At 70.5% G+C, this 25,887-nt stretch carries 23 protein-coding genes and 4 pseudogenes; 12 read left to right on the top strand and 15 right to left on the bottom strand.

Annotation, left to right across the window (positions count from 1 at the left end; translation table 11 throughout):
- Positions 1-1,145: 1,145 nt before the first annotated feature.
- The 3 genes from GEV07_21950 to GEV07_21940 form a co-directional block, all read right to left on the bottom strand.
- On the bottom strand, positions 1,146-3,323 hold the full coding sequence (locus GEV07_21950) for a molybdopterin-dependent oxidoreductase (protein MQA05270.1): 2,178 nt from the start codon (positions 3,321-3,323) through the stop codon (positions 1,146-1,148).
- Positions 3,320-3,778, bottom strand: a complete 459-nt coding sequence (locus tag GEV07_21945) for a 2Fe-2S iron-sulfur cluster binding domain-containing protein (GenBank protein MQA05269.1) — start codon at positions 3,776-3,778, stop codon at positions 3,320-3,322. The genes GEV07_21950 and GEV07_21945 overlap by 4 nt, the downstream gene beginning before the upstream one ends.
- A gap of 95 nt (positions 3,779-3,873) precedes the next feature.
- On the bottom strand, positions 3,874-4,779 hold the full coding sequence (locus GEV07_21940) for a LysR family transcriptional regulator (GenBank protein ID MQA05268.1): 906 nt from the start codon (positions 4,777-4,779) through the stop codon (positions 3,874-3,876).
- A gap of 31 nt (positions 4,780-4,810) precedes the next feature.
- Between GEV07_21940 and GEV07_21935 the strand changes: the two genes are divergently transcribed.
- Complete coding sequence (locus GEV07_21935; GenBank protein MQA05267.1) at positions 4,811-5,743, top strand: EamA family transporter; 933 nt, start codon at positions 4,811-4,813, stop codon at positions 5,741-5,743.
- 19 nt (positions 5,744-5,762) lie between these two features.
- On the opposite strand, the gene GEV07_21930 is transcribed toward GEV07_21935, so the two are convergent.
- Entirely contained in the window at positions 5,763-6,047 is a 285-nt protein-coding gene (locus GEV07_21930) for a DUF2188 domain-containing protein (GenBank protein ID MQA05266.1), read from the bottom strand.
- A gap of 209 nt (positions 6,048-6,256) precedes the next feature.
- Here GEV07_21930 and GEV07_21925 point away from each other — a divergent pair, with 209 nt between their 5' ends.
- Positions 6,257-6,694 carry a hypothetical protein gene (locus GEV07_21925; protein MQA05265.1) on the top strand — a complete coding sequence of 146 codons (438 nt, stop codon included), beginning with the start codon at positions 6,257-6,259 and terminating at the stop codon, positions 6,692-6,694.
- A 15-nt stretch (positions 6,695-6,709) separates the two neighbouring features.
- Here GEV07_21925 and GEV07_21920 read toward each other — a convergent pair whose 3' ends face one another.
- Positions 6,710-7,438 (bottom strand): hypothetical protein, encoded by a 729-nt coding sequence (locus GEV07_21920; GenBank protein MQA05264.1) that lies wholly within the window; start codon positions 7,436-7,438, stop codon positions 6,710-6,712.
- 201 nt (positions 7,439-7,639) lie between these two features.
- Entirely contained in the window at positions 7,640-8,542 is a 903-nt protein-coding gene (gene bla / locus GEV07_21915) for a class A beta-lactamase (GenBank protein MQA05263.1), read from the bottom strand.
- An 83-nt stretch (positions 8,543-8,625) separates the two neighbouring features.
- Between bla and GEV07_21910 the strand changes: the two are divergent.
- Positions 8,626-9,420: pseudogene (locus GEV07_21910) on the top strand (LysR family transcriptional regulator).
- A gap of 97 nt (positions 9,421-9,517) precedes the next feature.
- Positions 9,518-10,444, top strand: a complete 927-nt coding sequence (locus tag GEV07_21905; GenBank protein ID MQA05262.1) for a serine hydrolase — start codon at positions 9,518-9,520, stop codon at positions 10,442-10,444.
- Here the strand turns inward: GEV07_21905 and GEV07_21900 are convergent, their stop codons facing one another.
- On the bottom strand, positions 10,445-11,809 hold the full coding sequence (locus tag GEV07_21900) for a hydantoinase/carbamoylase family amidase (GenBank protein MQA05261.1): 1,365 nt from the start codon (positions 11,807-11,809) through the stop codon (positions 10,445-10,447).
- A complete protein-coding gene (locus GEV07_21895; GenBank protein MQA05260.1) occupies positions 11,692-12,612 on the bottom strand; it encodes a cyclase family protein in 921 nt (306 codons plus the stop codon). Before GEV07_21895 ends, GEV07_21900 begins: the two co-directional genes overlap by 118 nt.
- Before the next feature lie 386 nt (positions 12,613-12,998).
- On the opposite strand from GEV07_21895, the gene GEV07_21890 reads away from it, so the two are divergent.
- On the top strand, positions 12,999-13,181 hold the full coding sequence (locus GEV07_21890) for a hypothetical protein (GenBank protein MQA05259.1): 183 nt from the start codon (positions 12,999-13,001) through the stop codon (positions 13,179-13,181).
- 95 nt (positions 13,182-13,276) lie between these two features.
- Here the strand turns inward: GEV07_21890 and GEV07_21885 are convergent.
- Positions 13,277-14,188 (bottom strand): annotated as a pseudogene (locus tag GEV07_21885) (NAD(P)-binding protein).
- Here GEV07_21885 and GEV07_21880 point away from each other — a divergent pair.
- On the top strand, positions 13,976-15,589 hold the full coding sequence (locus GEV07_21880) for an aminotransferase class I/II-fold pyridoxal phosphate-dependent enzyme (GenBank protein ID MQA05258.1): 1,614 nt from the start codon (positions 13,976-13,978) through the stop codon (positions 15,587-15,589). The pseudogene GEV07_21885 and the gene GEV07_21880 overlap by 213 nt on opposite strands.
- Before the next feature lie 9 nt (positions 15,590-15,598).
- Here the strand turns inward: GEV07_21880 and GEV07_21875 are convergent, their stop codons facing one another.
- The 4 genes from GEV07_21875 to GEV07_21860 are packed head-to-tail and all read right to left on the bottom strand — an operon-like array spanning position 15,599 to position 19,865.
- A complete protein-coding gene (locus GEV07_21875; protein MQA05257.1) occupies positions 15,599-16,345 on the bottom strand; it encodes an SDR family oxidoreductase in 747 nt (248 codons plus the stop codon).
- Entirely contained in the window at positions 16,329-17,024 is a 696-nt protein-coding gene (locus GEV07_21870) for an FCD domain-containing protein (GenBank protein MQA05256.1), read from the bottom strand. Before GEV07_21870 ends, GEV07_21875 begins: the two co-directional genes overlap by 17 nt.
- A gap of 2 nt (positions 17,025-17,026) precedes the next feature.
- Entirely contained in the window at positions 17,027-18,355 is a 1,329-nt protein-coding gene (locus GEV07_21865; protein MQA05255.1) for a flagellar biosynthesis protein FlgA, read from the bottom strand.
- Between the two features lie 7 nt (positions 18,356-18,362).
- Positions 18,363-19,865, bottom strand: coding sequence for a hypothetical protein (locus GEV07_21860; GenBank protein ID MQA05254.1), 1,503 nt, complete (start codon positions 19,863-19,865; stop codon positions 18,363-18,365).
- Positions 19,866-20,030: 165 nt separating this feature from the next.
- Between GEV07_21860 and GEV07_21855 the strand changes: the two genes are divergently transcribed.
- Together GEV07_21855 and GEV07_21850 are read left to right on the top strand one after the other, a co-directional pair.
- Complete coding sequence (locus GEV07_21855; protein MQA05253.1) at positions 20,031-20,666, top strand: methyltransferase domain-containing protein; 636 nt, start codon at positions 20,031-20,033, stop codon at positions 20,664-20,666.
- Between the two features lie 35 nt (positions 20,667-20,701).
- Entirely contained in the window at positions 20,702-21,694 is a 993-nt protein-coding gene (locus GEV07_21850; protein ID MQA05252.1) for an inorganic phosphate transporter, read from the top strand.
- Between the two features lie 15 nt (positions 21,695-21,709).
- Here GEV07_21850 and GEV07_21845 read toward each other — a convergent pair whose 3' ends face one another.
- Positions 21,710-22,021, bottom strand: a complete 312-nt coding sequence (locus GEV07_21845; protein ID MQA05251.1) for a DUF2188 domain-containing protein — start codon at positions 22,019-22,021, stop codon at positions 21,710-21,712.
- A gap of 189 nt (positions 22,022-22,210) precedes the next feature.
- On the opposite strand from GEV07_21845, the gene GEV07_21840 reads away from it, so the two are divergent.
- From GEV07_21840 to GEV07_21830, 3 genes are all read left to right on the top strand, one after another.
- Positions 22,211-22,543 (top strand): hypothetical protein, encoded by a 333-nt coding sequence (locus tag GEV07_21840; protein ID MQA05250.1) that lies wholly within the window; start codon positions 22,211-22,213, stop codon positions 22,541-22,543.
- Positions 22,544-22,711: 168 nt separating this feature from the next.
- Positions 22,712-23,482, top strand: coding sequence for an Asp/Glu racemase (locus GEV07_21835; protein MQA05249.1), 771 nt, complete (start codon positions 22,712-22,714; stop codon positions 23,480-23,482).
- 63 nt (positions 23,483-23,545) lie between these two features.
- Positions 23,546-24,184 carry a GntR family transcriptional regulator gene (locus tag GEV07_21830; GenBank protein ID MQA05248.1) on the top strand — a complete coding sequence of 213 codons (639 nt, stop codon included), beginning with the start codon at positions 23,546-23,548 and terminating at the stop codon, positions 24,182-24,184.
- Here GEV07_21830 and GEV07_21825 read toward each other — a convergent pair.
- Positions 24,153-25,543, bottom strand: a pseudogene (locus GEV07_21825) (MFS transporter). The gene GEV07_21830 and the pseudogene GEV07_21825 sit on opposite strands and share 32 nt — an antisense overlap.
- A 139-nt stretch (positions 25,544-25,682) precedes the next feature.
- On the opposite strand from GEV07_21825, the pseudogene GEV07_21820 reads away from it, so the two are divergent.
- Positions 25,683-25,838: pseudogene (locus GEV07_21820) on the top strand (MFS transporter).
- Positions 25,839-25,887: the final 49 nt, after the last annotated feature.

The raw sequence follows: 25,887 nt of genomic DNA, 5'->3' as shown, positions 1-25,887 counted from the left end.
GCCGGCGTGGGTCGTGTGCTGCCCCGGTCTGCGGAAGTGGGGGTCGTGCGTTGACCCGATTGTGCGGGCGTGGGTCGTGTGCTGCCCCGGTCTGCGGAAGTGGGGGTCGTGCGTTGACCCGATTGTGCGGGCGTGGGTCGTGTGCTGCCCCGGTCTGCGGAAGTGGGGGTCGACACGTTGACCCGATTGTGCGGGCGTGGGTCGTGTGTGTCCTGCCCCGGTCTGCGGAAGTGGGGTCGTGCGTTGACCCGATTGTGCGGGCGTGGGGCCTCGCACTGACCCGGCCCGCCGAAGTGGGCGCCCGTGGGCTGACCCGGCCCCGCCGGTGTGGGACCCCGCCCCGGCAGTGGTGTCCGAGGGCGAGCACCGCGGAGGCAGTGGGTCGACCGTGCCCGCCTGGTGGATCGGTGCGGCGTGGGCCGCCCTCGACCGGCTGGATGCGAGGGCAGCCCGCGGGGAGGTGCGCGAGGCGCTCGGCCTATCCCGGGCGGCGCGATGGTGGTGTGCGCGGTGGTGGGCTGTCCCGGTCCGGGCGGTGCGTGGGGGCGGAGTGTGGCGGTGCCTAGCGGCGGTGGGCTGCCCCGGCTGCCCGACTGGTGCGAGCGCGGTGCGGGCGGTGATCGGCTGCCCCGGGCGGGGCGGTGCGCGAGGGGTGGTCACGGAGGCGGAGCGCTAGGGCGGATCTTAGGTGCGCGGCGCCGGGGGTGGCCCGGATGGCTCTAGTCAGGAGGGAAGGGGCGAACCTTAGGGCCCTCGGTGTGGCTGTTGCGAGGCGCGCGGCGCGGTGTTACTTAGACAAGACCGAATCTTGTCGCATGCGTGACCGGCGTCAGGGTAGTTATGGGAGTACCGAGGCGGGAGTCGGCGGATCCGTTCTGCCGGGCCGGCCTCATCCGGTTGCGCCTCGGGAGGGGCGACAAGTGACGGGGAATCTACATGACGCTAGCTAAGCCTGCCAGTGCACCCTACCCGCGACCGCAGCGGCGCGACCACAGCGTCGGTCGGGTGCTCTCACGTACTGCCGGTTTGTTCGTCAGCATTGCAGGTCTGGTGGGCCTGGTCGCTGTCATCGTGCTGATCGCGCTCGGCGTGTTGGCCGGCACCGTGGCCCTGGCCGTCGCCGCGTTCCTCTGACCCGTCCGGGGTCACTCGAGTGCGGCGACGATGCGCTCGGTGGTGATCGGGAGGTCGCGCACCCGTACGTCGAGCGCGGTCGTGACGGCGTTGCCGATCGCTGCCGCCGTCGGGCCCTGCGCTGCCTCGCCGGCGCCCAGTGACGGCTCGTCGGGACGCGACACGATGTGTACGTCCACCCGTGGCGCCTCGCGGAAGCCGAGAATCGGGTAGCTCTCCCAGTCGTCGCTGATCACTCGCAGGCGGTCGAACCGCACCCGCTCCTTCAGCGTCCAGCTCGCCGCCTGGATGGCGCCGCCGGACAGCTGGTTGCGTACGCCGTCCGGGTTGACGACCTGACCGACGTCCACCGCCACGGTCAGCCGGCGTACCCGCACCTCGTGCACCGCCTCGACCTCCGCGACGACCGCGCAGTACGCGCCCGCGTTCTTGTACCTGGCGAGGCCGATGCCGTAGCCGACCGAGTCGGCGGGCTGCCGGTCGGCCCAGCCGGCGCGCGCGGCGGCCTCCTCGAGCACGGCGCGCCCACGCGGGTCGGTGAGGTGGGCCAGCCGGAACTCCAGCGGGTCGCGGCCGGCAAGCGCAGCCAGCTCGTCGACGAACGACTCGGTGGCGAACACGTTCGCAAACGCGCCGAGCGACCGCAGCGCCGACGACCGCAGCGCCATGTCCAGCTTCCGGTGCACGCGCACCTGCCGGCGCGGGATCGCGTACAGCGGGACGGCGTTGCGCCCGCCGCCCCCACCGCGGCTCGGCGCCGGGTCGTCGGCGGGCGCCAGCGGGCTCGGCCGCTCCAGGTGGGTGGCCGCGAGCAGGCCGGGGCTGTCCGGCGAGTATCCCGGCCGCGAGGTGTGGCCCTGGCTCCACACGTCGTACGTCCAGCTGGCCAGGTTCCCGTCGGCGTCCAGCGCACCCTCGACGTCGATGCTCATCGCCGAGCCGAACGGCGCCCAGGTGAGCTCGTCGCGGCGGCTCCACCGCACCCGCACCGGCCGACCGGGCACGGCCCGCGCCAGCAGCACGGCGTCGAACGCGACGTCGTCGGCGGGGTTGTGCCCGTAGCACCCGGCACCCACCACGTGGTGCACCGTCACCGAGGTGCTGTCGATCCCCAACGCCATCGCGACCGCGGTCGGGAACCGGTGTACGCCCTGGCTGTGCGTCCACACGGTGAGCTGGTCGCCGTCCCACCTGGCCAGCGCGCAGCTCGGTGCCATCGACGCGTGCGCGAGGAACGGCCTGCTGTACGACGCCGTGTGCCGTTGCGCTACGCCGGTCGCCTCGTCCGGCTCGGCCTCGTCCAGCACGGTGGTGTCCGTCGGCCCGCTGCGCAGGTAGCTCGCCAGGTCGTCCTCGTCGGGCAGACTCTCCTCTTCCTTCCAGTTCGCCGCCTCGCGTACGGCGTCGGCGGCGCGCTCGGCGGTGTCCTCGGTGGTCGCGACGACGCCGAGGAAGCTGCCGTCGCGGACGACGGCGAGCACCCCGTCGAGCTGTTCGGCGGCGCGCGGGTCGACGTCGGCGAGGATGGCCGCGGGCGACGGCGGTCGCACCACGCGGCCGTGCAGCTGGCCGTCGAGCACGAGGTCGTGGATGAAGCACGGCCTACCGGTGACCTTGTCCGGCAGGTCGAGCCGCGGCACGTCGGTGCCGACGACGCGCAGCTCCCGCGTGGCGCGCGGTAAAGCGGCGCCTTCGGCGTCCCGGTCGAGGTCGACGCGGGCGGCGAGGTCCCCGTACGAGACGGCGCCGGCTGCGTCGCTGGTCGAGCCGGCGCCAGTTGCGTCACTGGCCGAGACCGCCCCGCCGACGGCGCTGAACGTGCCGTCGCGCACGGCCACCGCGTCGGCGGCCACGCCGAGCTCCGCCGCGGCCGCGGCGGTGAACAGCGCCCGGACCTCAGCGCACGCTTGGCGCAGTGCGCTACCGGAGAACTGCACCGACAGGCTGCCGGCGGTAATGCCCTCGTCCGGGCTGACCGCGGTGCTGGTGGGCAGCATCAGGATCCGGTCGACGGCGACGTCGAGCTCGTCCGCGGCGATCTGCGCCAGCGCCGTGGCGATGCCCTGGCCGAGCTCGACCTTGCCGACCCGTACGACGATCGTCCCGTCCGGCTGCACGGTCAGCCAGCACGACAGCCGCGGGTTGTCGGCGAGGCTCTTCGGCAGCTGCGCCCGCTGTGCGGTGGTCATCGGCTGGCCCGTACGACGGCGCGGACCACCCGGTCGTGCACGCCGCAGCGACAGAGGTTGCGATCGAGTGCAGCGGCCACCTGGTCCTCGTCCGGCGTGGGGTTCTCAGCGAGCAGGGCGGCGGCGCTGACCAGGATCCCCGACGTGCAGTACCCGCACTGCGCGGCCTGCTCGTCGAGGAACGCCTGCTGTACGGGGTGCAGCGCGTCTTCGGTGCCGAGCCCTTCCACGGTGGTGACCTCGCCGCCGGCCGCGGACCACATGGGGGTGTCGCACGACGACACCGGCTTCCCCTTCAGCAGCACGAAGCACGCACCGCACATGCCCAGCCCGCAGCCGTAGCGGCTGCCCATCAGGCCGAGCTCGTTGCGTAGCACGGACAGCAACGACGTGTCGGGATCGGCGGTGATCTGGTGCTCGACACCGTTGACGGTGAGCGTGAACGTCTCCTGCATGAGTCACCCTTCGAGCCGCTGGATGCTGGCCAGAGACGGCGCCAATCGATTGCGTCAGCCTCGCCGACCGGCGTAGGCGCGTCAAGGTGACCGTCTCACGAGCTGACCCTGCGCTGCGTCCTCGCAGCCGCGAAGCGCGAGGACGCGGGTTCCGTGTGCGCGAGGAACGCGGCGAGTCGACCGGCGAGCTCGTCGGCAGGGGCGTGGTGGACGTGGAGTGTGCGGTGCAGCGGCGGGTCGAGCGGCAACAGCGCGACGCCGGCCGGCGTTGCGGCGACGGACAGCGCGGGCAGGATCCCTGCGGTGATGCCGGCCCGCACCATCGCGAGGACGGTCTCGACGTCGCGCACCAGGTGCGCCGGCTGCCAGCTCAGGCCGTGCGCGGCGAACCCGGCCGCGAGGTTCGGTCCGCAGGTGCCGCCTGGGTCGGCGACGCCCGCGGCGAGCAGGTCGGCGAGCGGCACCGGGGCCAGCTGGGCGAGCGGGTGCCTGCCGGGCAGGGCGGCGAGGAAGTCGTCGGTGATCTCGGTGCGCGCGTAGTGGTCGCCGCTGTCGATCGGTGTGCTGGTGACGGCCAGGTCGATCGTTGCGTCCGCGAGCCATCCGGCGAGCTCGTCGTCGTCGCCCTGGACGGTCAGCACGTCGCTGGCCGGCCAGTCTTCGGCGAGCCTGGTCACGGCAGCCGGCACCAGGTGGGAGCTGGCGCTGGCGCCGGCGCCGATGCGTAGCCGCTGCGCCGGCTCCGGCCGGGAGAGGGCCTCGATCGCCCGTACCTGGTCGAGTGCGGCGCGGGCGTGCTCGGCGACCTGGCGGCCGCGGGCGGTCAGCCGTGCGCCGCCGATGCCGCGCGTCAACAGCGGGACGCCGAGGTGCCGTTCCAGCGTCGCGACGGCGCGACTGGCCGCCGACTGGGTGATGCCGAGCGCCACTGCGGCGGCGGTGAAGCTGCCGCGTTCTGCGACCGCGAGCAGCACCTCGAGCTGGTTGACCGTCACGCCTATCACGTCGGTCATGATCTCACTGCATGTCGCCATGACGAACAGTCGTTGGACTCATCGGTCCTGCTCGGCTGGGCGAGTGGCGATCGGGCGGGTGCGGCCACGGGTGCTCGGTGCGCTCGCGCTGCTCTGGGTGTGCTGGGGTTCGTCGCTGCCGGCCATGCGGGTGCTGGTGGCGACGCTGCCGCCGTTGCTTGTGACCGGCGGCATCTTCTTCGGCGCGGGCGTGCTGCTGCTGGCCGGGCGGCCGGCCGCGGTCCGTGAGCTGAGCGGCAGGCGGGTACTGACCGCGTCCGGCATCGGTGGGTGCCTACTGGGCGCGCAGGGGTTGGTCGCGGTGGCGGAGCAGCACGTGTACGCGGGTACGGCGGCGCTGACGGTCGCGGCGGTGCCGCTGTGGGTGGCGGTGCTACGTGCCGGGCTCGGTGACCGGCCGACCCGCGCCGGTGTGGTCCGGGTGCTGGTCGGCTTCGCCGGTGTCGCGGTCGTGGCGTTCGGGGGCGCCGGGTCGTTCGGCTGGTCGCCGTGGACGTTGCTGGTGCTCGCGGCGGCGGTCGGCTGGGCCGCGGGTACGGTCTGGGCCGCCCGGGCGACCGACCTGCCCGCGCCGTACACGACGACCGTGGTGCAGCTGCTCGCCGGTGGCCTCGCGTTGCTCGCCGCGGGTGTCGTCGCGGGCGAGACGGGGGAACTGGACAGTGCCGCGGTCGCGCCGGCGTCCTGGGTCGCGGCGGGTTACCTGCTGCTCGTCGACTCGCTGGCCGGGTTCTGGCTGTACAGCTGGCTGCTACGTGCTGCGCCGGTGGGCCTGGTCAGCACCTACGCGTACGCCGTACCCGTCGTCGCGTACACGGTCGGCGTGCTGGTGTTGGACGAGCCGTTCGAACCGGTGCTGCTCGCAGGCGCCGCGGCCGTGGTGGTCAGCGTTGGTGCGGAGACCCGCGCCGCCGGCCGAGTGGGTGGCTGAGGTAGGCGTTAGGGGACTGTTACTGCCGGTTCACGACCTGGAGTGGGCGGACCGCCGCCGGCTGCTGCTGCTGGCCAGCGGGAGCGGCGTTCTGGGGAGCGTCGCCGAAGTTGGCTTCGTCCTCGATACCGCCGTCGAGACGCCGTACGACGACGTGGCTCGGCGCATTGCGGCTGGCCTGGAAGACCGCCTCGTCGACCGCGACCTGCTTGGTCTGGACCGCGACGAATTCCTGGCCGTCACGTTTGATCTGCCATTCGGTCCCCGTCGGGACCACCTCGAACTCGCTACGTGCTGGTGCCATGATGTCCCCTCCGTTGAGGCCGGTCTGCCACCCGTTGCATGCCTACCTCTTCCGCAGCGTAGCGGGAACGGCAACTCGACGGAGGTCGAAGCGTGCGGAGAGCTATGTCACCTGCACGCAGACAGCGGTCAGCAGCCGACAAAGCCTGCATATCGCCTCGGCTTCCGGGAAATGTTGACCTGATCTTGAATCGAACATATGTTCGAGATATGGGTTGGCGGCCGGGTGACCAACTCCCGGACTGGTGGGAGCTGCCGACGGCCTGCCCGGCCGGGCACCCGTGGGGACCCGGCCGACAGACGACGTCGTGGAACCTCGGTCGGTTCGCCACCCGGTGCCACCCGCCGGAGCCGGGCGCGACGTGCCCCTGGGAGTGGTGGGTCGAAGGCGAGCGCACCGGCGGCGAGTGGACCCGCGTCGAGATGCCGGGCCGGTGGCACCCCCACACCGGCCGGCTAGCCCCCACGGGGGATGCCGAGGTGCTGGTCACCGGCCAGTGGCGGCGCGGCATCGTGGTCGCCTGGCGACCGGTACCAGGCAACGGCTGGGAAGCCGAGACCCGCGTAGACCTGGGCACCGGCGACTTCGCAGTGACCCTGCACGTAAAACCCGACCGCGTGCGCCGCCGCACAGCCCACCGACGGTGATCGGTGCGGCGCGCGCTAACCCGTCTCCGAGTCGCGGATGATGCTCAGGGCCACCAGGGCGACGTGCAGTGACAGCCTGGTGTCTACGGTGCTCGGGTCGACGCCGAGGATGCGCCGGACGCGGTTCAGCCGCTCGTAGAACGCGGGCCTGGACAGGTGCGCCGCCTGGGCCGCCGCCGACTTGTTGCAGCCGGCGCGCAGGTAGCACTCCAGCGTCGACACCAGCTCGGTGCCGTGCCGCGCGTCGTGCGCCAGGAGCGGCCCGAGGGCCTGCTCCACGTACGTCTGCAGTCGGGGGTCGCCGCGCATCAGGAACAGGGAGCCGCGCAGCCCCACGTCGGGGAGCCGGAAGTACGGTGCCCTGCCCCGGTAGCCGACGGCGGCGTCCGCGGCCTGCTGCGCCTCGCTCAGTGTGTGTCTCGCCCCGCTGACCGACGTGACCGCGGAGCCTACGCCCATCATGACGTGGTCGGCCCATTCCTGGCCGCGCAGTGTCGTGGCCAGCTGGTCGAGCACCGGGCCGTCGGGTTCGGTCGGCTCCAGCGCGAGCAAGCCCGCGACCGTGCGTTCGTCGACGGTGCTCACCAGCGCCTTGACCCCCTGCCGCCGCAACGTGCTCTGCACCGCGTGGGCAAGGTCGCGCAGCTGGTCCTGCGACCGTGGTTCGAGTACGGCCGAGGTGTTCAGCCGCAGCATGATCCCCACCAGGATGCGCCGTTCGAGCGGTACGCCGACCGCGCGCACGCAACGCCAGCTCGCTCACCGGGAGCGCGTGCGTCAGCACGCTGGTCAGCAGCGTGCGATGCGTCTGTCGTTCCAGGCCCTCCGCCTTCTTGTTGATCGCGTAGTTGAGCGCTTGCCGAGGACCTCGCCGTGGCAGTGCTGGACGAGCTGGAGACCCGTACCGGAGAACCGCGGCTCACCGTCGCCTACTGACGTGACCTGCTACTCGCCGGGGGCGAGGACGCGGGCGAGCAGGCGGGCGGTGTCCGCGACCACGCGGTCGTCCGCGGTGGCGCCGTTGATCTCCTTCGTGGACATCACGGCGAGGACGAGCGTCGTGCCCTTCGGCGTCCAGACGATGCCGACGTCGTTGACGGTGCCGTAGCCGCCGGTGCCGGTCTTGTCGCCGATCACCCAGTCGTCCGGCAGGCCGGCGTGGAACCGCGGCTCGCTCGTGGTGTTCACCTTCAGCCAGGACGTCAGCTGGTCGCGGTGGGCGGGCCGCAGTACGTCGCCGAGGACGAGCCGCGCGTAGGAACGCCCGATCGCCGCCGGTGTGGTCGTGTCGCGCGGGTCGCCTGGCTTTGCAGAGCTCATGTCCGGCTCGCGCCGGTCCAACCGGGTGTGCCCGTCGCCGATCGTCCGGCAGAACTTGGTGAGCCCGTGCGGTCCGTCGGTCTCGCGCAGCAGCAGGTTGGTGGCCGCGTTGTCGCTGTGGCTGACCGCGGCCAGGCAGAGGTCGCGTACGGCCATCCCGGTGTCGACGTGGTTCTCGGTGACCACGGACCAGTCGAGCAGGTCGTCCTTCGAGTAGTGGATGACCCGCTCCAGGTACTCGCCGTGGCGGTCGTAGTCGCGCAGCACGTGCGCGGCCAATAGGCCCTTGAACGCCGAGCACATGGCGAACCGCTCGCCGCTGCGGTACCTGACGGTCTCGCCGGTGTCGACGTTGCGCGCGTAGACGCCGAGCCGCGTCTCGTACCGTCGCTCGATCGCCCGTAGCCGCCTGGGCACGTCCGGCTCCGCCATCGCCGCGGCACAGGACGGCACGAGTACGCCGACGGTCGAGACGGCGAGCCCGGCCTTCAGCAGCGATCGACGGGACACCGGTGGGGGTGATGGCATCTGCGGATGCCAACCAGCTCACCTGCAGGCATGTCCAATAGGTGATGTTGAACGAACCATGCATCCCTGATATGGGTCGACGGATGGACCTGCTGGTGCACCTAGAGACGTTCGTCGCGGTGAGCGAGGAACGCAGCTTCTCCCGCGCCGCGGACGTGCTCGGCATCGCGCAGCCACTGCTCGGCCGCAGGGTGAAGACGCTCGAACGGGAGCTCGGCGGTGAGCTGTTCGACCGCACCAGGCGGCAGATCGAGATCACCAGGTTCGGCAGCCTGCTGCTGCCGCACGCGCAGGACGTGCTGCGCCGGGCGGAGCAGCTGCGCGGCGTGGCCAGGTCCGCGCGGGCGTCCGCGGGACAGGTGCTCGGCGTGCCGCCGGACTGCGACCCGCAGGCGCTGGCCCGCGTCATCCGCGCCGCCGCCGAGCGCGGGGTCGCGCTGAGCGTGCAGGAGCTGCCTGCGCAGGCACGCGCCGACGCGCGGGCGGCCGGGTCGCTCACCCTCGCGCTCGTCCGGGTGCCCGCGGACGCCTCGGCGTTCGACGTACCTCTCGGCCTGGCGGCGGCCGACCCGCTCGGGCACGGCGGCGTACACCTGGAGAGCCTCCGGCCACGGCGGGCGGCGTCCGGTGTGGACCCGGCGTTGCTCGTCACGCCCGAGGACGACCTGCCGCAGGTGACCGAGCAGCTGCGCCGGGCCGCCGCGCGGGCCGGGCTGCCGGAGGGGCGGGTGCAGGTCGCGTCGTCCACGGCCACCGCGCTCGCCGAGACGCTCGCCTGCGCCGGCCTGCTGCTGTGCACGGAGCAGTACGCGCGCCGTCATCAGGTGGCCTGGTCGCGGCTGGCCGACGTACCGCTGCGGCGTGGCTACCAGCTGGCGCCGGAGGCGCCGGACTGGTTGCTGCCGCTGCTCGAGCCCGCAGTCGGAAAAGCGCAAGGGCAGCGGCAGGACGACGAGCACGGCTGGCGGCACGCGCATGACCGGGCGCCAGCCCGCGTACGTCGCCAGTGCGCCCGAGCTGCTGCCGCTCGCCGAGTCGACCGCGCTGGACTGGGAGCGGCTCGGCGTGCACGGCCACCTGCTCGCGCGCAACGTCGACACCGGCGAGCAGCTGGGGTTCGACGTCGAGACGCCGGTGCCGTTGGCGTCCGTCGCGAAGGTGCCGCTGGCGCTCGCTGTGCTCGAACGCATCGCGACGGGCGCGCTCGACGCGGCGCGGCAGATCACCGTCGACCCGGCAGGGAGCAGCCTCGGGCCGACCGGCATCGCGGCGTTCCGCTACCCGGTGACCGTCGCGGTCGGCGACCTGCTGCACCAGATGCTGTCGGTGAGCGACAACGCGGCCGCGGACGTACTGCTCGACCTGGTCGGTGTCGACGGCATGCAGCAGAGCCTGCGCAGCTGGGGCTGCCAGGGGATCAGGTTCAGGCACCCGATGCAGCGGATGTACGAGTGCGCCGCGGGGGCGGCAGGCAACGACTTCGGGCTGGCGATGGAGCTCGCCATCCAGTCCGACAGCACCGGGCAGCACGCGATCGAGACGCTCGACCCGGACCGCGGCAACGTCGCCGGCGCGGACGGGCTCGTCGACCTGCTGCAGCGGGTGTGGCTCGACCAGGTCGCCGTCCCTGAGGCGACGGCCGAGCTGCGGCGGCTGATGTCGCTGCAGGTCTTCACCCACCGCCTCGCCGCCGACCTGCGTACCGACACGGTACGGGTGAGCGGCAAGACGGGGACGTTCCTGCACCTGCGGCACGAGATCGGCGTCGTGGAGGCGGAGACGGGCGACCGGGTGGCCGTCGCCGCGCTGACCCGGTCGACCCGCAGGGCGAAGGTCGCCCACGACATCGACCTGGCGATCGGCGCCGCGGCACGTACCGCGTTCGAGGCCCTGCGCCGCTGATCAGGTGAGGGTCTCGGCGTCGGCAAGGGCAAGCGCGGCGTTGGCGTAGACCGTGGCGGTGGTGAGCACCGACTCCCACGGGGCGAACTCCCCCTCGCAGTGCGACAGCCCACCCTGGGTCCGGGTGAAGAGCATCGCCGCGGGTCCCATCGACGCCAGGTGCAGGCTGTCGTGGCCGATGTGCCCACGCACCGGTGCCCAGCGGACGCCGCGCTCGCCCGCCACCCGGGCAAGCAGCTGTTGGACGGAGGCGTCGAACGGTGGACCGGACAGGGCCCAGGCCTGCTCGACCGCCACCTCCACCCCCTCCTGGCGCGCGATCTCGTCGAACCGTTCGGTCACGCGCGCCAGCCGCTGCCCGAGCGTGTCGTCGTCCTGGCTGCGGATGTCGAGGTTGAACGTGACCTCGTGCGGGATGACGTTGTTCGACCCTGGCTCGACCCGCATCGTCCCCACGGTCGTCTTGAAGTCACCGCTGTCCAGCGACGCGTCCCGCGCGGCAGCGACCATCCGGGCCGCGGCCACCATGGCCTCCGCCCGACCGTCAGGGCCGGGCCCGCCGGCGTGCCCGCCCCGGCCGGTCACCCGGGTGGTGCACCACCTGACCGGCTCGATGAACGACACGACGCCGACGTCGGCGTCGGCCTCCTCGAGCTGCGTGCCCTGCTCGATGTGCGCCTCGAGCGAGGCGAAGAACGACCCAAGGCGGTTGCCGCGCTCGCCCAGGTAGCCGATACGGGAGAGCTCGTCCCCGAGCCTCGCTCCCGCGGCGTCCGTACGCGAGTGGGCGTACTCGACGTCCCAGGCGCCTGTCACCACCCCGGAGCCGAGCATCGCGGGCGGGAACCGTGCACCCTCCTCGCCGGTCCAGTTCACCACCTCGACCGGCCGCGCGGTGCGGGTGTCGGCGTCGTTCAGCAGTGCCACCGTCTCGAGCGCAAGGCCGACGCCGAGGATCCCGTCGAACCGGCCACCGGGCACGACGGTGTCCAGGTGCGACCCGACGAGCACCGGCTCGGCGTCCGGCCGGCTCCCCTCGCGGCGTGCGTACATGTTGCCGGCGTCGTCGACGCGTACGGCGAGCCCGAGATCCCCGGCCATGCCGGCGAACCGGTCGCGCACAGCCTTGTCCGCGTCGGACGCCGCGGGCCTGGACACGCCGCCGCGCGGGGTGCCCCCGACGTCCGCGGACGAGAACGCCTCGAGCGTCGCGCGGAGGCGTTCCGCGTTGGGTTCGAGCACGGACCTCAGCTCCTCAGCGGCATGGCGATGCAGCGGATCGGCGAGGCCGAGGCACCGCGCAGCTTCAGTGGCAGCCCGAGGAAGGCGAACTCGTAGACCTGCGCGGCCGCCAGCTCCTCGCAGTTCACCACCTCGATGATCGGGATGCCCTTCTCGTTGAAGAGGTACATGTGCACCGGGCACCAGGTGGTCTCGTCCTCGGTGGGCAGCTGCTCCACCGCCACGTTGTCCGAGCAGACGATCATCGCGCCCCGCTCGGCGAGCCACTTCGCGCCGTCGAGGTTGAGGCCGGGCTCGTCGGCGAGGAACGCCTCGGCGTTCGGCCACTCCTGGAACCGGCCGGTGCGGACGATGGTGACGTCGCCGGCTTCGATCGTCACGCCCTGCCGCTCGGCCGCGGCCGCCAGGTCCGCGGGGCCGATGCCGTACGAGGCAGACAGCTGGTCGACGCCCTTGACGGCCGGGATGTCGAACATGACGCCGCGCGCGATCACCGGAGGGATGGTGTCGACGCCGCACTTGTTCCAGGTGCGGTTGCCGAAGTGCTCGTGCGCGTGGAACCCGTTGTAGATCTCGCCGTGGCAGCCGAAGTGGTTCAGCGCGTCGATGTGCGTACCGCTGTGGGTGTACATGGCGATGGCGTCGCCGGTGTAGCTGGTCAGCCGGTTCGCCTCGTCGTCCAGCCCGATCGGGTTGGAGACCACGTCGCCGGCCGGGTCGTGGGTCTTGTAGATCTGGTACGCCGGGTCGCCCAGGGCGCTCCACGTCGGCATGCCGACGAAGTAGTCGCACGACAGGTCGAACACCCGGGACCCGTCGACGCGGGCCATGATGCTCGCCCGCGACTCCGGGGTGATGTGGTTGAGTGCCCCGATCTCGTCGTCGGGACCCCACGGGCTCCTGGCTACGGTGAACTGGTGTGCCACTGGTCTGCTTCCTTTCGCAGAACGTGCGGGCGAGCTTCTCGGCGATGAGGACTGTCGTCGGGTTGATCGGCACCCGCGGCAACACCGGGATGATCGACGCGTCGATCACGGACAGCCCGTCGAGGCCGACCACCCTCCCGTCGCGGTCGACGACCGACGCCGGGTCGTCCGGTAGCCCCATCCGGCAGGTGCCGCTCGGGTGGTTGTAGTGCGTCACCGACCGCTGCACCGCATCCACGAGCTCGTCGTCGCCGACGTCAGGTCCGGGCGCGCGCTCCCCGGCGAGATAGCCGGCGAGCGGGGACTGGGCCACCAGCCGCCGCGCCACCTTGACGCCGTCGGCCACGATCTCCGCGTCCCGCTCGTCGCGGTACAGGTTCAGCTCGATGACCGGAGCCGCGGCCGGGTCGGCGGACGGCAGGCGCACCCGCCCGCGGGAGCGCGGACGCATGTTGGAGACGAACACGACGAAGTCGAACCCGGTGGGGTGGTCCTGGGCCGGCGGTACGTACTGCGGTGGGATGTCCTCGGCCGCCATCAGCGAGGACGGGATGAGGTGCAGGTCGTAGTCGGGTTCCTCCGGCCGGAGCCGGAAGCTCAGGCACGACTGGAAGATCGTCTCGGCCTCGTCGTCGGTGGGGTGCGCGGCGTGGATGTTCCAGAACACCGGGTGTTCCATGAGGTTCCGCCCGACCCCGGGTAACTCGTGGACGACCTGGATGCCGTGCGGTTCCAGCTCCTCCCTCGGGCCGATGCCCGAGCGCATGAGGATCGTCGGGGAGTTGAACGCGCCCGAGCTCACCACCACGTGCTGGCCGGAGATCTCCTCGCCGGTGTCGAGCAGCACTCCCGTCACGCGCCCGCCGTCCACGAGCACCCGGTCGACGAGGGTGTCGCCGCGCACCTGCAGGTTCGGACGGTCGCGCACGGGGTTGAGGTAGGTCGGGGCGAGGCTCTCGCGGACGCCGTCCACCGCGTTGCGGGGCACGATGCCGTAACCGGGCTCGCCGGGCGCGTTCACGTCGTCGACGACCGGGATGTCCAGTGCGCGGCAGGCGTCGGCGAAGGCCCGCGCGGTCGGTGCCACGCGGTCCCAGCCAGGGCGGGTGACCTGGAAGAGCCCGTCGCGTCCGTGCCACCGGTCGTCGCCGCCCGCGTCGGCCTCCAGTTGGCGGTACAGCGGGAGTACGTCGTCGAAACCCCAGCCGGCCAGCCCCATCGCGGCCCACTCGTCGTGGTCGGACGGGCGTGCCCGCATGGCGAACGCGTAGTTGGTGGCGGAGGAGCCGCCGATGAGCTTCCCGCGGGGTAGGTACACCGGGTTCTCCGCCGTGCCGCGGTCGGCTCCGACGTACCCCCAGTCGTGCGACATCGGGGGGAGCTTCGCGCTGCGGATCTCCTCGGGGGTTTCCTGCGTCGAGGCGTAGTCCGGCCCGGCCTCGAGGAGCAGCACCGTACGGTCGGGATCGTCGGAGAGTCGGCGTGCGAGTACGCAGCCTGCTGTGCCGCCCCCGACGATGATCACATCGTGGTTCATGCCGCCTGCCTCTTCTTCGCAGCTGACTGCGAGTGTCATCAAGGCTGGACGTTTTTGTCAACGATCAATATCTTTTATGTCGTGATCAAAATAGAGACGAAGGACGGCCCGCCGCTACGGCGCATCGCCCGCGGCCTCGAGGACCGGTCCGCCCGAGGCATCGCCCAGCGGGTCGGCGAGCTGATCGTGAGCGGCGCGATCCCCGCTGGAACGCGGCTACCGACCACCAGGGCGCTCGCCGCCGAGCTGGGCGTGAGTGCCGGGCTGATCAGCGACGCGTGGAAGCTGCTCGTGACCGACGGGATGCTCGAGACCGGGGGACGGCGCGGCACCGTGGTCATCGACCGTGCCGCCACGAACCCGTGGCGACAGTTCCGGCGCGTCGTCGGAGCGGACCTGCCCACCGACCTCTCCACCGGTTTCCCCGACCCGGGGCAGCTCATCGACCTGCGGCCCTACCTGCGGCGGCTCGCGAGGTGCCCGAGCTACCCGGGGTACCCGACCAGCGAGCTCGACCCCCACCTGGCGGACGCGCTCGCGACGCTGCTGCCGTTCCCCCCGACCGACGACAACACCCTGCTCGCCACCCACATCCTGGGAGCGATGGCGGAGATCCTGCCGGTGCTCGGCGGCCCGGGAACCCGGGTGGTCGTTGCCGAGCCGGAGTTCGCCCCGTACCTCGACCTCCTCGAACGTTTCCGCCTCGACCCCGTGCCGCTGCCGATGGACGACGAGGGCCTCGACCTCGGCGCGTTCCGCGACGCCGTGGCCGCAGGTGCGAAGGCGGTGATCCTGCAGCCGCGCGTGCACAACCCGTCGGGTGTCGTCACGAGCAGGACGCGGCTGCGGGCCATCGCGCGGCTGTGTGCGAGCCACAACGTCTGGATCCTCGACGGGGACTTCTACGGCGAGCTGTTGCCTGTCCCGTGCATGACGGCTGCCGAGTGGGCACCCGAGCACACCCTCTACATGAAGGCGTTCTCCAAGGACATCCACCCCGACATCCGGGTCGCGGTGATCAACAGCGCACCCCGCCTGATCCGCGAGGTGCACCGCCGCCGCGTCGGCGGCTTCGACATCAGCCGGGTCAACCAGGACCTGCTGCGCCTGATGCTCGAGGACGAGAAGCGGATCCAGCACACCAGACGGACGCGCGACGAGTACCGTCGCAGGCAGTCCGTGTTCGTGGAGACGTTGGCACAGCACGGGATCGACATCCCCGCCGGCGGCGGTTTCAACGTCTGGGTTCCTGTGCGGTCGGAGCGCGACGCTCTCGTGTACCTCGCCTCGAAGGGCATCGGCGTGGCGCCGGGCAGCGCCTTCCAGGTCAACGACCGGTCACCGCACATCCGGGTCTCCACCGCGGCGATCACCGGCGACGTCCGCGCCGTCGCCCGGCAGATAGCCGTCGCCGCCTCGGTCGTGCGCGCGAAGGGCTGACCGCACGCGTCACGCACGTACGAGCCCGCCGTCGACGTGCAGGCAGGCGCCGGTGGTGTAGCCGCGTTCGCGGGCGGCGAGGTACGCGACCGCGTCGGCGACCTCGGTGGGCGTGCCCATGCGCGGGATGGGCATGTCGTCCAGCCCATAGCTGTGTCCTTCGGTCATCTCGGTGGCGATCGGCCCTGGCGCTACGGCATTGCACGTGATGCCCCACTGCCCGATCTCGCGGGCGATCCACCGGGTGAGGTTGATGACGCCGGCCTTGGATGCGGCGTAGGCGGGACCGGACCGGCCGCCCGCGGCGTCCCGCTGTACGGGGCCGATGCCGCCGATCTTGCCGGACACGGACGCGATGTTCACGATCCGGCCGTACCGCTGGTCGCGCATGTGCGGGAAGACGGCGGCCTGGCAGGCGAAGAACGTGGCGGTGAGGTTGGTGTCGACGTCCTTCCGCCAGTTCTCCGGTGTCATCTCGGCGAAGCTGGTGCGATGGCAGCTTCCCGCGCAGTTCACCAGCACCTCGAGTGGACTCGCGGCGGCCATGACCTGACGCAGCGCGTGGTCGTCGCGAACGTCGGTGACGTACGCGGTTGCGTCCACGAGTTCCGCTGCGACCTCGCGGACGTCGTCGAGCACGTCAACGAGCACCATCCGGTAGCCGTCCTCGGCGAGCCGGCGCGCGATCGCCTTGCCGATGCCGCGGCTCGCCCCGGTGACGACGGCGGCGGCTGCCGGGTCAGCTGCCTTCGTCATCGGCGTCGTTCCTGATCGCCATGAGCTCGAGTAGTCGCGGCTGGAACATCGTCACGTGTTCCTTGATGGCGCGCTCGGCGCGCTCGGAGTCACCGCCCTCGATCGCCGCGACCAATGCGGCGTGGTTGTCGTAGACCTGGCCGATGTCGTCGTAGAGGTGCCGGTTGAGGCGGAAGATGTGCAGCAGCGGTGCGCCAAGGTCGTCCCAGATGCGCAACAGCCGCCGGCGACCGCAGAGCACGTACAGCTGTCGGTGCAGCGCGAAGTCCTGCTGCACGGCCTGCGACCAGTCGCCCTGTTCGCACGCCGTGCGCAGCCGGGTCAGGATGTCGTGCAGTGCCTCGAAGTGCTGTTCCTCTTGCGGCTGCAGGAGGAACGAGACCGCCAGCGGCTCGACGACGGCGCGGATCGCCATGATCTCCAAGCCTGCGTCAGGCGTCAGCGAGGCGACGTGACTGCCGCGGCGGGGCGACGAGACGACGAGTCCCTCTGCTTCCAGCTGTCGCAGCGCATCGCGGACCGGGCCGCGGCTCACTCCCAGGATCTCCGCGACGTCGCGCTCCACGATGCGCTGGCCGTCCTGCAGATGCCCGGCCAGGATCGCGTCGCGCAGGTAGCTGGTGACCGTGTCGCCGAGGCCGCCGAGCGCCGGCTGGCCAGGGTGCGGGAGTCCGGCCATCGTCACTCCGATCGTTGCAACAGCTCGGTGCGTAGCCGCCGCGCCAGCGAGTCACCGGGTACCTCCACGTCGGCCCAGCTCAGTGGTGTGCCCCGGGGCGCGGGACGCAGCACCCGTGCCCCGCGAGCCAGCCCGATGGGGAGGAGCTGCGATGCACGCGACGCGGCGGCTGTGGTCAGCATGCCGAACACAGTAAACCCACCCTCGCCGTCCAGCTCGTCGCCTGCGGTCAGGTCGCGCTTGGCGGTCGCGACGACGTCTGCCGTGAGGTACGCCGGTGTACCTGTCGGCTCCCCGCGAAGCGCCGCAGAAACTACGCTGACGGTGAGCTCGAGACCGATCAGGTGGTAGGGCCGGTACATGGTCGTGAACCTGCCCGAGGCGTCGGTGGACAGACCGTACTCGGCGAAGCATCGCGCGACGTAGTCCGACGGTGCCTGCACCGTCACGTAGACGCCCCAGCGCAGGTCCCTGGCCACCTCGCTGCCGTCGCGGTGCAGGCTGGACACCACCTCCACGGTGCCGGAGTGCGGCAGCGCGCCGCCGGCCGCCTCGGGGATGCAGACGGCGGCGAGATCGTCCACTCCCGCGGGCGGGAACCGCAGCCCGTCTTCGGGCGGCACGAGCCCGGTGGCGTTGGCGACCGCGGCCATCTCGATCGCGGACTTGGTGCCGTCGAGGAACGAGTTGAACATCGCGGCGTTGAGTCGCGCCTCGCGTGCGTACGCCACGGTGAAGCCGTAGTGGTCCCACACCGTCTCGGGTGTCGAGGAGTGGTACTCGGGCAGGTACTTGGTGCCCTTGCCTGCGGCGACCACGTCCAGTCCGACGATCCGCGCCCAGTCGACCAGTTCGGAGATCAGGGCCGGTTGGTCGCCGTACGCCATCGAGTAGACGACACCGTTGCGACCCGCCCGCTGCGCAAGCAGCGGACCCACGAGGACGTCGGCTTCCACGCTGACCATCACCACATGCTGGCCACCGTCGATTGCCGCAGCCGCGTGCTCCGTCGCGGCGAGCGGGTCGCCGGTGGCCTCGACGACCACGTCGATCCCGGAGGCGCCGAGCAGGTCCCCGGACTGCTCGGTCACGTAGGTGGTGCCCTCGGCCACCGCCCGCTGCAGCGAGGGCGAACCGATCCCTTCGGCCGGATATCCCGCCTCCATCAGTGCGACCCGGGCACGTTCGGCCGACAGGTCGGCGACGGCGGCCACGTGCAGGTTGGGCAGCCGCCTGGCCTGGCTCAGGAACATGGTGGCGAACTTCCCGCACCCGAGTACCGCACAGCGGATCGGCTCGGCACGGGCGGACAGCAGGTTGAGCAGGTTCACAGGCGCCTCACAAGAAGGTGGCTAGGTACGCGATCCCGAGCGCCAGGTAGGCGACTCCCGACAGGCAGATCAAGGCCAGCGACAGCTTGCGTGGACGGGCCCAACCCGGCAGCTGCCGTGGGATCTTGACGTAGTTCAGGTAGATCAGCCCGGGGATGTATATCGCCATCGCCAACGCGTTCAGCACGCCGCCGATCGTGAGCAGCGTGCCAGGCTCGGCGAGCGGGAGCGTAGCGAGGCTGATGACGACGAGGATGGCCACGAACACGTAGTACGCCTTCCTGAACCCCCAGCGGCGTACCCGCGCGGAGTTGGAGATGAAGTAGTCGGCGTGCATCCTGGCTACGGCGTCCGTCGTCGCAAGCCAGGTGTCGGCGAGGAAACACGCGGCCACGAAGAAGAAGATGAGGCCGCCGATCAGCCCGAACGAGTTGCGGAAGAACTCGGCCTGCACCACCGCGATGTCGAACTCCTCGGGGACGAGGCCCTTCGGCCAGAGCAGTGCATACGCGAGCACGCACGTCATGAGCAGCGTGACAGTGTTCGTGATCGTCGCGAAGGCGGGATCGATGTGGATCCACCGCATCCAGCCCTTGTAGTTCTTGCGGTTCTCTGCCGTGTCGGTGAACAGGTAGCCGGTGTCGGGGATCGCTTCCTTCTCGCCCGTGACCGGGCTGGTGATCCGTCCGACGTAACGCGCCAGGCCCACTCCCTTGTCGCGGGCCCAGTAGCTGTACATGACCGAGAAGAAGCCACCGGCTCCGGCGAAGATGAGCGCCGAGGTGAGGCCGCTCGCGTCGGCGGGGTCCCAGTTGTCCGGCCACGAGACCTGGAAGGTCATCGTGCGTGCCAAGAACTCCGGCCACACCTGCAGCACAGCCGGGTGGAAGGCGGCGAACACCAGACCGACCACGGTGAGCACGGCCACCAGCCCCATGAACTTCTCGATGATCGAGTACACGACCTTGCCGAACACCAGGATGAGGGTGAACACGACCACCACGAAGTACGACCAGAACAGCGTCTGCCCTCGCGGGCTGAGGCCGGGTGGGAAGTTGGTCAGTGCGACCAGCGCCGTCGAACCCGCGCTCGCGTAGCCCGCGAACCACAGGAACGTGATGGCGAGCATCACCCAGAGAACGGCCGAGTACACCGGATGCAACCGTCGGAAGCCGCTGAAGAACGTCTCCCCGGTCGTCGCCGTGTAGCGCCCGATCTCGACGGCGACCGCGTACTGCAGGAAGCACGCAGGGATGATCAGGCCGAGGAACGCGGGACCGTACTTGGCCACCACGTACGGCCAGAAGATCAGCTCGCCGCTGCCCTGTGCCAGCGCCACGTAGACGATCCCCGGCCCGAAGAACGCCAACCAGCCCAGGTACGGAGGTACCCGGGAGACGACCCGTAGCGGGCGGTACCTACCTGCCGTCCGTTCCTCGCCGGTGAGTGGTGGTTCCTCGTACCTGCTGGTCCCCGACCGACGCTTCGACGCTGCAGCCTGCTGGCTCATCCTCACGACCACCCTGTCGTGCGATTGCGGTTCCGAGCATGATGAGTCCCGTAGGGTTGTCTGTCAACGGTTAACCAAATCTCGACGTCCCATGGTTGGCCTGTCTCCCGCGGCCATGATGTGGAACCGTGGGATGCGGTCGCGAAGACGATGGGGTGATCAAGCGTGTCCGAGACACCGGAACGGGTGCTGCAGCGCGTCTACAACCTCCAGGGTGTGGACGAGGCCGAGGAGGTCTACGACGAGTGGGCCGGGAACTATGACGCCGACACGGTCGACGGCCTGGGGTATCTCGGGCCGGGGCTCGCGGCGGCGCGGTTGGCCGACGTCGCGCCGGGCGTCGGGGTGGTACTCGACGCCGGGTGTGGCACCGGCTTGGCGGGTGTGGCGCTGAACGAGCGGCTGTCGGTGACGATCGACGGGGCGGACATCTCCGAGGGCATGCTCGAGCGGGCCAGGGGGCGGGGCGTCTACCGCAACCTGGTGAAGACCGACCTCACCCGGCCGCTGGAGTTCGCCGACGACAGCTACGACGCGGTGCTGTGCGTGGGCACGCTGACCGACGGCCACGTCGGCCCGGCGGCGTTCGACGAGTTCGTCCGCGTCGTGCGTGCCGGGGGAGTCGTCGTGGCTACGGTGCTGGCGCGGGTCTGGGAGTCCGGCGGCTACAAGGCGCACCTGGACGGTATGGCCGAGCGTGGTGTGGTGACCGTACGCGAGGCCGACGAGCACCCCATCTTCGATGGCCCGGACGGTGCCACCTGCCGGCTGTGCGTCGTCGAGGTCAACTCCACCGCCTGACGGCGTCCGCCTCGCGAGCCGAGTAGGTGATCGGCGTGCAGTGGTTCGAGCTGTTCCTCCTCGTCGCAGTGGCGTTGGTGTTCGACTTCACCAACGGTTTCCACGACGCGGCGAACGCGATCGCGACCAGTGTGTCGACGCGCGCACTGACGCCACGGATCGCGCTGGCGCTCGGTGCGGTGATGAACTTCATCGGCGCCCTGCTCGGTACGGGTGTCGCGGTGACGGTCGGCAGCGGGATCATCGCTACGCCGGCGACCGAGGGCGGGCTGGTGGTGGTGCTCGCCGCGCTCGTCGGTGCGATCGCATGGAACCTGTTTACCTGGGCGTTCGGGCTGCCGTCGTCATCGTCGCACGCGCTCATCGGCGGCCTGGTCGGCGCCGCACTCGCGTCCGGTACTGCCGTGCACTGGTCCGGCGTGGGCGAGAAGGTGGTCATCCCGATGATCGCGTCCCCGCTGATCGGGTTCACGCTCGCGTTCTGCGTGATGCTCGCCATCACGTGGATCTTCAGGAACCGTGCGCCGGGGCCGGTCGGACGCGGGTTCCGGGTCGCCCAGGCGATCTCGGCGTCCGCGATGGCGCTCGGGCACGGCCTGCAGGACGCGCAGAAGACGATGGGTGTCATCGTCCTCGCGCTCGTCACCGTCGGCATGCAGGACGACTTCCAGGTACCGCTGTGGGTGATCCTCTCGGTCGCGGTGGCGCTTGCGGCCGGCACGTGGGCAGGCGGCTGGCGGATCATGCGCACCCTCGGCCGCCGGATCGTCCACCTGGACCCGCCGCAGGGCTTCGCGGCCGAGATGAGCGGCGCCGCGGTGCTGTACACCACCGCGTTCGTGTTCAGCGTCCCCGTGTCCACCACCCACACGATCACCTCGGCCATCGCAGGCGCCGGGTCCACCCGGCGGCTGTCCGCGGTGCGGTGGGGCGTGGCGGGCAACATCGTCATCGCGTGGGTGTGCACGCTTCCAGGCGCCGGTACGGTCGCAGCGCTCTGCTACGTACCGCTCCAACTGGTGATCTGAGCGGCCCGTACGCGACTAGCTGGCTTGTCTTGCCTGCTCCTGCTGCTCAGCTGCCGGCTGCTGCTCGTCGCCGTTCTCGGCCGGGGGCTGGCGCCGCCGACGAGGGGACGCCTGCGGTAACGGGTCGCCGAGGTTGGCTTCCTCCTCGACCCGGCCGGCGGCGTCCAGCACAGCGACGGAGCTCGGCTTCGTCAGCTCGGCTTGGACAATGGCTTCGTCGATCGCCACCTGCTTGGTCTGCACCGTGAGCAGGGCGACACCGTCCTGCCTGATCTCCCAACCACCTGCAGTCGGGACAACCTGAAACGGCGTGCGCGTAGGCGTCATCGTGCGTCCCCCTTCGAAAGCCGGCCCCCCGCCGGCTAGGCCGCGACTATAACCCAGCCGTCGTGGGCTCTTCCACAACAGCCCGTACACCTCGGACGGCGCGGAGCGTGTTGCCGTGGTTTCGTCGGCGGGTAGGAACACGACCAGTTGTTGGGCGTCCGGGTCGGGTAGTTCCAGCGTCTCGCGGATATCGACGGGCCGAGTCACAGGTCGAAGGCTTGTTCGTCGGCGACCTGGTCCCCAGTCGCGGAGGATGCCCCTCGCGCGGGGGTGGCGCAGGTGCGTGCGTTCGTCGTCGCCACACCCGAGTACAACCACAGCTGTCCGGCCTCGGTGAAGGCGCTCATCGACTGGCTTCACGCACGGACGGCGAAGCCGGTGGCCTTCGTCAGCTACGGCGCCGACGGCCGACACGCGGTGCTCCACCTGGAGAACGTGCTGACCGAGCTGCACGCGGTGACCATTCGCGACGGACTCGCCTTCCCAACTACTACAACGCCTGGGAGGATGGCGCGTCGCTGAACGCCGACGCGGCCGGCTACGCCAAGACGTTGCTCGAGCGCCTGCGCATGGAGGGCGCAGGCGCTGCGTCGCGCGCGCAAGACCGTCCCGTACCCCGGCGGAGCGTGATCGCAATTCACGGCGACCAATCAGATTGTCGACAATCGGTTTGTATACTAGAGTGAGGGCATGGTTGACGGGTCTGCACGATCAGTGGGTGTTGGTGTTGTCGTTCCACATGACATGGCGCACGACCGGGAGCTCTGGCGGTGGGCGCCGCCGGGCGTGACGCTGTACTTCACCAGGACTGCGCGGGTCGAGAACGGCCCGGCCGATGCGACGGTCGGAACGATCGAGAGCATCAGCAAGGTCCGTGCGGTCGAGGACAGCGTGCGGTGTCTGCTGGACACCGAGGCTGCGGCGTATGCGTACGCATGCACGTCGTGCAGCTTCGTCCGCGGCCACGTCGGCGAACGGAAGCTCGTCGAGGGCATGCGGGACGCGGGGGCTCCGGCCGCGGTCACGACGAGCGGCGCCCTCGTGGAAGCGTTGCGCAGCCTCGGTGTGACCCGGGTGGCGGCGGCCACGCCGTATAACGATCCGCTCACCGCCTTGTTCGCGAGCTTCCTTGCCGAGGCCGGGATGACGTTGGCTGCCAGCACGAACCTGGGGCTCAGCAGTGGCATCAAGAACGTCTCCCCGGAGACCACGATGGACCTGATCCGCAGGGCCGATCGCCCGGACGCGGAGGCGGTCTGCGTGTCGTGTACGAACCTGGCGACGTACGACGTCATCGCGCCGCTCGAGCAAGAGCTGGGCAAGCCGGTGGTCACGGCCAACCAGGCCACGATGTGGGCCGCTGCCCGGCTGGCCGGACGGCACGCGACAGGGGACGGCCAGTGGTTGCTGCGGGCGACAGGCGGTCAGCACGGTAATCTGGCTGTCGATCGTCGACAATAATGTCGTCCGCGACCTCACCCGAGATCGCAGGTACTCGTCTTCGAGGTGGATTTCGTCGTGTCCGTGTCCAAGTCGCACCTGGGGCCACTGGCTCGGGAGTCAACGGCGGAGCTGATCGCGAACAAGCTCCGTGCGGCGATCAGCCACGGTGAGATCCTGCCGGGGAGTCAGCTGATCGAGGGCAAGCTCGCGCACGCGTTCGGCGTGAGCCGGAGCCCGTTGCGAGAGGCGATGCAGCGGCTCACCCAGGAGGGGCTGCTCTACTCCGTTCGCGGCCGCGGCGTCTTCGTCGCCGAGGTCACGGCCGAGAACATCCGTGACCTGTACCTGGCGCGTCGGGCCGTGGAGCGCGCGGCCGTGGCCGAGATCTTCCTGCACGACCCGGTGGCGGTCGGTGCCCAGTTGGTCGAGCACCTCGACGACAACATGGAGTTCCATCAGGTTCTCGTCTCGCTGGCCAACAGTCCGCACCTGACGCGGATGCACGAGACGCTCATCACCGAGACGCGGATGTGCCTCAACGCCGTGCCGCCGGCCGAAGGCGACCTGGCGAAGCAGGTCAGTGAACACCGCGCCATCGCCGAGGCGTTCCAGGCGTCCGACGTCGCGCTCGTCGATCGCACCATCGTCGCGCATCTGGAGGATGCGGTGGCACTGCTCGTCGACGCCGTCACGACGGCGACGGCTTCGAGCGCTGGGTGATCGGGTCGCCGGTCTCGACGCTCGCCGGCAACGGTTCTCCGGGTGTCCCCCGACCACCGATGGCGCATCCCGCTGTCTCGGTGACGAAGTACAACGCGACGGCGTCGATCGCACAGGCGATCATCATGTAGAACGCCGGCATCAGGTCGTTGCCGGTCAGCTGGATCAGCCGTCGCTGATCGCTGCCGAGATGCCGCCGAACAGCGCCGTCGACACGTTGTACGCGATGCCCAGGCCGGCCAACCTGACGTGCGTAGGGAACATCGCGGGGAAGGTGCCCGAGATCGTTGCCAGCTGCGGGATGTAGAGCAGGCAGAGCACCACGGTCCCGATGACGGCGCCGGCGAGGCTCGTGCCCATCACGACGTACATCGGCGTTACGAGGATGAACAGGCCGACGAGCGAGACCCACCACGCGGCTTCCTGCCGTACCTGTCGGAGAGTGCGCCCGTGAACGGGACGACGAGTGTCATGGCCAGCATCGCCACAAGGGGAGCGAACAGGGCTGTGTCGACGCTCAACCCGATTTCCTTGCTGAGGTACGTGGGTGCATAGCTGAGCAGCGTGTAGTTCACCACGTTCAGCGGCAGGACGAGCCCGCCGAGCAACAGCAACGGCTTCCAGTAGTGGCGAAGCAGGTCGGTGAACTGCGCCTTGGCGCTGGTCTCCTTCTGTCCGAGCCGCTCCAGCTCGCGGAAGATCGGCGTGTCCTCCATCTTGGAGCGAAGGTAGACCGACGCTCCCCAGCGGCAGAGCGAGGAAGAACGGTACGCGCCAACCCCATGCCTGCATCGCGGCGTCGTCGAGCGCCATCGAGAGTCCCAGCATCAGCGAGGCGCCGAAGCAGCGGCCGGCGAGCGTGCCGACCTCGAGGAAGCTGCCGTAGAACCCCCGCTTGCGATCGGGCGAGTACTCGGCCATGAAGGTGGCGGCGCCGCTGTACTCGCCGCCGGTGGAGAAGCCCTGCACGAGGCGTAGCACCACGAGGAGCAGGGGCGCCCAGAACCCGGCGCGTTCGTAGGTCGGCAGCAGGCCGATGCAGAACGTGGCGCCCGCCGTCAGCAGGATGGTCAGCGTCAGGACGGTCCTTCGCCCGATGCGGTCGCCGAGTGGCCCCCAGACGAGGCCACCCAGCGGCCGGACGACGTAGGAGATCGCCAATGCCCCCAGCGCGAAGAACACGGCGTCCTCCGCGCTTCCGGGGAAGATCGCTGCTGCGACATAGGTGACCGCGTACGCGTAGAGGCCGATGTCGAACCACTCGGTCGCGTTGCCGACGGCCGATGCCGCTATCGCGCGACGCAGCGTGCGCCGGGAGTCGTTGCTGGTCGTTGCGTGAGCTGAGCGTGGCTCGCCCATCGGTCCTCCTCGCGTCGGGGCGTCGATAGAGCGAAGGTTAAGTCCAGGCCTAGTCGGCGATCGGATTGTTGACAATCCATCCGGGCTGCTCCAGAGCAATGCAGGACGCTGCGCACGATCTACGCACTACTCGCAGTTCGGTGACCGGATCGGCAGGCAACGCGTCCTGGCGTTCACCATCTTGCTGATGGCGGGCGCCACCTTCGCCATCTTCATGGCCGAGGACGCGCCCAGTCGCAGCTTCCTCGAGTTCGGCACGCTCGCGAGCTGGGTGGCCGGCACGGGAATCCTGCTCCAGCTGGCCACAGCATTGATCGAGGCGACCGGGAACAGGTTCGGCTGTC

The organism is Streptosporangiales bacterium, assembly GCA_009379825.1.
Taxonomy (GTDB): domain Bacteria; phylum Actinomycetota; class Actinomycetes; order Streptosporangiales; family WHST01; genus WHST01.
Note: the sequence above shows the minus strand (reverse complement) of the source record. Positions and strands in the feature narration are given on the sequence as shown.